A 6,034-nucleotide genomic window follows, 5' to 3' on the forward strand; every position below is an offset into this window, starting at 1 on the left:
GGAATAAAAATTAAACTTGTAAAACCCCTAAATTAAAAGGCTTTTCAATTGGAGCGTGGTTTGCTGCTTCTATTCCCATAGATATCCATTTTCTGGTATCCAAAGGGTCTATAATAGCATCGGTCCAAAGTCGAGCAGCCGCGTAATAAGGAGACACTTGGTCATCGTATTTTTCTTTAATTTTAGAAAACAACTCCTCTTCTTTTTCTGGAGTTATAGTTTCTCCTTTCTTTTTTAACGAAGCTTTTTCGATTTGTAAAAGTACCTTGGCAGCAGAGTTACCACTCATTACCGCAAGTTCCGCACTTGGCCAAGCAGCAATTAATCTAGGGTCATAGGCTTTTCCACACATGGCATAATTACCAGCGCCATAGCTATTCCCTATTATTATAGTAAATTTTGGAACAACAGAATTACTAACGGCATTTACCATTTTCGCACCATCTTTTATTATTCCGCCATGTTCACTCTTACTGCCTACCATAAAACCAGTAACATCTTGAAGAAAAACAAGAGGAATTTTCTTTTGGTTGCAATTAGCAATAAATCGAGTTGCTTTATCTGCAGAATCGGAATAAATAACGCCTCCAAATTGCATTTCACCTTTCGTTGTTTTTACTACTTTTCTTTGGTTGGCTACAATGCCAACAGCCCAGCCATCTATTCTTGCATATCCAGTTAAAATAGTTTTACCATATCCTTCTTTGTATTGGTCAAACTCAGAATTGTCTACTATTCTTTTTATGATTTCTACCATATCATATTGCTCGTGTCTAAGAGCTGGTAATAGGCCATAGATATCTTCTGGGTTCTCTTTTGGTTTAATTGCTTTACTGCGATTATATCCGGCTTTTTCAAAATCACCGATTTTATCCATTATACCTTTTATAGTGTCTAAGGCAGAAGCATCGTTTTTCTCTTTATAATCCGTAACACCGCTAACTTCGCAATGCGTAGAGGCTCCTCCCAAAGTTTCATTGTCAATTTGTTCTCCAATAGCAGCTTTAACCAAATAGCTTCCAGCGAGGAATATACTTCCAGTTTTATCCACAATAAGGGCTTCGTCACTCATAATTGGTAAATATGCTCCACCAGCAACACAACTCCCCATAACAGCAGATATTTGGGTAATTCCCATACTGCTCATTTTAGCGTTATTTCTAAATATGCGTCCAAAATGTTCTTTGTCTGGAAAGATTTCATCTTGCAGAGGCAAATAAACCCCAGCGCTATCTACCAAGTAAATAATTGGCAATCTGTTTTCCATTGCAATTTCTTGCGCCCTTAGATTTTTTTTAGCGGTAATAGGAAACCAAGCTCCAGCTTTAACTGTAGCATCATTAGCAACTACAAGGCATTGTTTTCCAGAAACGTAGCCCATTTTAATAACAACACCTCCAGATGGGCAGCCACCATGCTCTTTGTACATGCCTTCTCCAACAACAGCCCCAATTTCAATACTATCCTTTTTGCTATCTAATAAATAGTCAATACGCTCTCTAGCAGTCATTTTACCTAAAGAATGTTGTTTTTCTATTTTAGTTTTTCCTCCACCTAATTTTATTTGGGCAAGTCTTTTTCTTAGTTGCGATAAGAGTAATTTATTGTGGTCTTCGTTCTTATTGAAGGCTAAATCCATTCCTTAGTTTGTATTTATTAGTCCGCATAAAGATAAGGAGTAAAATTGATTACATTTGATAAAATACAAAATTCAAAAAGAGAGTTATGGTAAAATGGGGAATTCTTGGACCTGGAAATATAGCTAAAAAATTTGCTTCAGATTTAAGATTGGTACCAAATGCAGTATTGTCAGCAGTTGCTTCTAGAAATTTAGATAAAGCAGAGAAGTTTGCGGATGAATTTAAAGCAGAAAGAGCCTTAGGAAGTTACCAAGAACTTTTTGAAGATAAAGAAGTTCAAGTAATTTATATTGCTACGCCGCACAATAATCATGCTGAGCTAAGTATAAAAGCCATGAACCATGGTAAACATGTTTTGTGTGAAAAACCAATAGGCGTAAATGCTAAAGAAGTAACAGCTATGGTTGCGGCTTCTAAAAAGAATGGTGTTTTTTTAATGGAAGGTTTATGGAGTAGATTTAATCCAGCTATAAAAAAAGTAAAGCAGCTTATTGAAGAAGGAGAAATAGGGAAATTAAGTTATTTATATGCAGATTTTGCTTTTTATGGTATAGGGAGAGATAAAGATAGTCGGTTGTTAAACCCATATTTGGCGGGAGGTTCTTTATTAGATATTGGTATTTATCCTGTTTTTTTGGCGTATTTATTTTTAGGAAAACCGCAATCTATTTTGGCTGCTTCTAATTTTTATGAAACAGGAGTGGAAGTACAAACTTCTATGATTTTTAAATACCCAGACGCACAAGCAATGCTTTATTCAGGATTGACTTCTAATTCACAATCTATTGCAGAATTTTCTGGTTCGAAAGGGTCTATAGTAATCCCTACTAGATGGCATGAAGCTCAAAGTTACATTTTGAAAAAAGAAGAAGATTCCGATACCGTTTCTCTACCAACAAAAGGGATTGGTTTTACACATGAAATAGAAGAGGTACAACAATGTATTTTAGAGAATAAAATAGAAAGTACGCTTTGGACGCATAAAAATAGTATAGAATTGGTTGAGTTGCTCGATTCTATTCGGAAACAAGTAGGTATTGTTTTTCCTTTTGAAGAATAAAAGTAAACGTTTTGCATATAAATATTGGAATTTTCACGATATTTGAAGTTACCAAAAACTAAACCAAAAATATTATGGGAATGAATAAAAATACCGTACTAGCGTGGGCAACTTTTATTATGATATTCGTGGGAGTAGCTTTAATTGCACTTGGTGCTTTCAAATATAGAGAAGTATCAGGTATAGGCTTCGCCTCGGTAGGAATCGGTTTTTTTGCTATTGCTTGGGTTTTTAACGCTCTAAAAGGTAGAGTTTAATACAATTTTTTCACACTTTTTCATATTAGATAAATACACACTATGTCCGACGATAAGAAGGTAATTTTCTCTATGTCTGGGGTTACCAAGACATTTAAAACAGCCAATACACCAGTTTTAAAAAATATACATTTAAGCTTTTTTTATGGAGCAAAAATTGGAATTTTAGGACTTAATGGCTCCGGTAAGTCTACCTTATTAAAAATTATAGCAGGGATTGATACAAATTTCCAGGGCGATGTTGTTTTTTCTCCGGGATATAAAGTGGGGTATTTAGAACAGGAACCTCAATTAGATGAAGAAAAGACGGTGCTAGAGATAGTAAAAGAAGGAGCAGCGGAGACGGTAGCAATATTAGATGAGTATAATAGCATTAATGACCAATTTGGTTTAGAAGAAGTATATTCTGATGCTGATAAAATGGATAAGTTAATGGCCAGGCAGGCTGTTTTGCAAGACCAGATAGATGCTTCTAATGCTTGGGAGTTAGACACTAAGTTAGAAATAGCTATGGATGCTTTACGTACTCCAGAGCCAGATAAAAAAATAGGGGTTCTTTCAGGAGGAGAAAGAAGACGTGTTGCTTTATGTAGATTACTACTTCAGGAACCAGAAATTTTATTGTTAGATGAACCTACCAACCATTTAGATGCAGAATCTGTACATTGGTTAGAGCATCATTTAGCACAATATAAAGGAACAGTTATAGCAGTAACCCATGATAGATATTTCTTGGATAATGTTGCGGGTTGGATATTAGAATTGGATAGAGGAGAAGGTATTCCTTGGAAGGGGAACTATTCTTCTTGGTTAGATCAAAAATCTAAACGATTAGCGCAAGAAAGTAAAACGGCATCTAAAAGACAAAAAACATTAGAACGAGAGTTAGAATGGGTTCGTCAAGGAGCTAAAGGGAGGCAAACCAAACAAAAAGCGCGTCTTAAGAGTTACGATAAGTTGATGAGTCAAGATCAAAAACAACTGGACGAAAAACTAGAGATATATATCCCGAACGGACCTAGGTTAGGTACTAATGTTATTGAAGCAACAGGAGTTAGTAAAGCTTATGATGATAAATTACTCTATGAGGATTTAAAATTTAATTTACCACAAGCAGGGATTGTGGGTATTATCGGGCCTAATGGAGCTGGTAAAACCACTATTTTTAGAATGATAATGGGGGAGGAAACTCCGGATAAAGGAGAATTTGTTGTAGGAGAAACAGCTAAAATTTCCTATGTGGATCAGAGCCATTCTAATATTGATCCAGAAAAAACTATTTGGCAAAATTTTAGTGATGAGCAAGAATTAATCATGATGGGCGGAAGACAAGTTAATTCTAGAGCCTATTTAAGTAGGTTTAATTTCTCTGGTAGTGAGCAAAATAAAAAGGTGAATGCACTTTCTGGAGGGGAACGTAATCGCTTGCATTTAGCGATGACATTGAAAGAGGAAGGTAATGTTTTACTTTTAGATGAACCTACCAATGATTTAGATGTTAATACTTTAAGAGCTTTGGAAGAAGGTTTAGAGAATTTTGCAGGTTGTGCGGTAGTCATCTCTCACGACCGTTGGTTCTTAGATCGTGTGTGTACTCATATTTTAGCTTTTGAAGGAGATTCGCAAGTATATTTCTTTGAAGGCTCATTCTCTGATTACGAAGAGAATAAAAAAGCTCGTTTAGGAGGAGACTTAATGCCAAAACGAATTAAATATAAAAAATTGATTAGATAGTTAATTTAATAAAACAAAAAAAGCTTTTAACACTGTTAGAAGCTTTTTTTGTTTTTAATAGAGTTACACTTTTAAGGAAAGTTCCATTTTTATATCACTTCTAAGATAAGGCAGATTCTTTTCCAGAGGAACTTCTATAAACCCATACTTTTTATATATGTGTAATGCCGTGTCTAATTTTGTGCTAGAGTAAAGTGTAATTTTTTTCCAGTTTTGTTTTTTTGCAAATGTAATAGCAAAGACTAGTAATTCTTGACCAATTTTTAATCCTTGGTAGTTTTTGTCAACTGCCATTTTTCCTAACTCATAATTATTATCCGTTGTTTTTATAAAGGAAAAGCAACCAGCGATTTGCCCTTTATATTTAGCCATAAAAATATAACCTCCTGGTTTTATTATGGTTTCCTCACAATTGTCTAATAATTCGGAATCTTTAGCTTCTACATAAAAATATTTTTCTAACCAGAGAATATTTAAATCTTTAAAAGCTTTTGCGTGTTCTGTTTCAAAAGGAATAATCTCTAAAGACATTGTGTTTATTAGTTTTAATTAGTACAATAATAAATGTAATCAATAATTAGAAAGAATAGTAAATGTATTTTTTTTGTTTTAAAAAGTCTAAACCTTGCTTTCTTGCGTATATTACAGAACAAACAACCAATTTTACAAAAGTTAAACAAGATTAATTAATTTTTTACATTATGAGTGAATCGAAAAATAACAATGGTTTAAAAGTTCTAGCAGGGCTTTTAGGAGTAATTCTTTTAGGAGTTATAATTTATACTGTTAGTCTTTATCAAGATAAGAAAAAGACAGAAACAGTTCTTACTAATGAGAAAGAATTAGTGGTAGAAGACCTAAACAGCTTAAAGTCTGAATATGATAAAGCAATTTTAGAAAGCAATGCAACTAACGAAGAGTTGGTTTCGGCAAGAGATAATATTGCAAAATATATAGACTCTGTTAAATCTATGAAAGGAGATATTGCTTCTTTATCTAGATATAGAAGACAAGTAGGAGTATTAAAAGCAGAAAGAGCAAAATTATTAAAACAAGTAGATTCTCTTACAAAATCTAACACTCTTATTGCTATGCAAAGAGATAGTACGTATGTTGAATTAGAAAAACAAAATGTTTTTAGTGATTCTTTAGTTGTTCAAAACACGCAATTGGCAGATGTAGTTGAAAAAGGTTCTGCATTAAACTTATCTAAGTTTTCTGTAGATGCAGTTAAAGAACGTAATAGCGGTAAGTTAGTTTCAACTTCTAGAGCAGGTAGAACGGATAAATTTAAAATCTGTTTTACAGTAGCTGATAATGTAATTGCTGGAGCTGGTGATAGA

Annotated in this window: 6 protein-coding genes; 4 read left to right on the forward strand and 2 right to left on the reverse strand. The window is 33.8% G+C overall.

The genetic code is table 11. The annotated features are described in order from the left end of the window. Positions 1–10: 10 nt before the first annotated feature. Positions 11–1,639 (reverse strand): carboxyl transferase domain-containing protein, encoded by a 1,629-nt coding sequence (locus QZZ51_RS08430; protein ID WP_291868578.1) that lies wholly within the window; start codon positions 1,637–1,639, stop codon positions 11–13. A gap of 86 nt (positions 1,640–1,725) precedes the next feature. Here QZZ51_RS08430 and QZZ51_RS08435 point away from each other — a divergent pair, with 86 nt between their 5' ends. The 3 genes from QZZ51_RS08435 (at position 1,726) to ettA (ending at position 4,691) form a co-directional block, all read left to right on the forward strand. Then, the gene (locus tag QZZ51_RS08435) at positions 1,726–2,700 is read left to right on the forward strand and encodes a Gfo/Idh/MocA family oxidoreductase (protein WP_291868581.1); all 975 of its coding nucleotides are present in this window, start codon (positions 1,726–1,728) and stop codon (positions 2,698–2,700) included. A 74-nt stretch (positions 2,701–2,774) separates the two neighbouring features. Then, a complete protein-coding gene (locus tag QZZ51_RS08440; protein WP_291868584.1) occupies positions 2,775–2,957 on the forward strand; it encodes a CAL67264 family membrane protein in 183 nt (60 codons plus the stop codon). 42 nt (positions 2,958–2,999) lie between these two features. Further along, positions 3,000–4,691, forward strand: coding sequence for an energy-dependent translational throttle protein EttA (ettA, locus tag QZZ51_RS08445; RefSeq protein WP_291868587.1), 1,692 nt, complete (start codon positions 3,000–3,002; stop codon positions 4,689–4,691). Between the two features lie 63 nt (positions 4,692–4,754). Here the strand turns inward: ettA and QZZ51_RS08450 are convergent, their stop codons facing one another. Further along, positions 4,755–5,222: a GNAT family N-acetyltransferase gene (locus QZZ51_RS08450; protein WP_291868589.1), complete on the reverse strand. Its 468-nt coding sequence runs from the start codon at positions 5,220–5,222 to the stop codon at positions 4,755–4,757. A 170-nt stretch (positions 5,223–5,392) separates the two neighbouring features. Here QZZ51_RS08450 and QZZ51_RS08455 point away from each other — a divergent pair. After that, on the forward strand, positions 5,393–6,034 hold a 642-nt coding region (locus QZZ51_RS08455), incomplete at its 3' end, for a hypothetical protein (RefSeq protein WP_291868591.1).

This window comes from Maribacter sp. (assembly GCF_016744255.1).
Taxonomy (GTDB): Bacteria; Bacteroidota; Bacteroidia; order Flavobacteriales; family Flavobacteriaceae; genus Maribacter_B.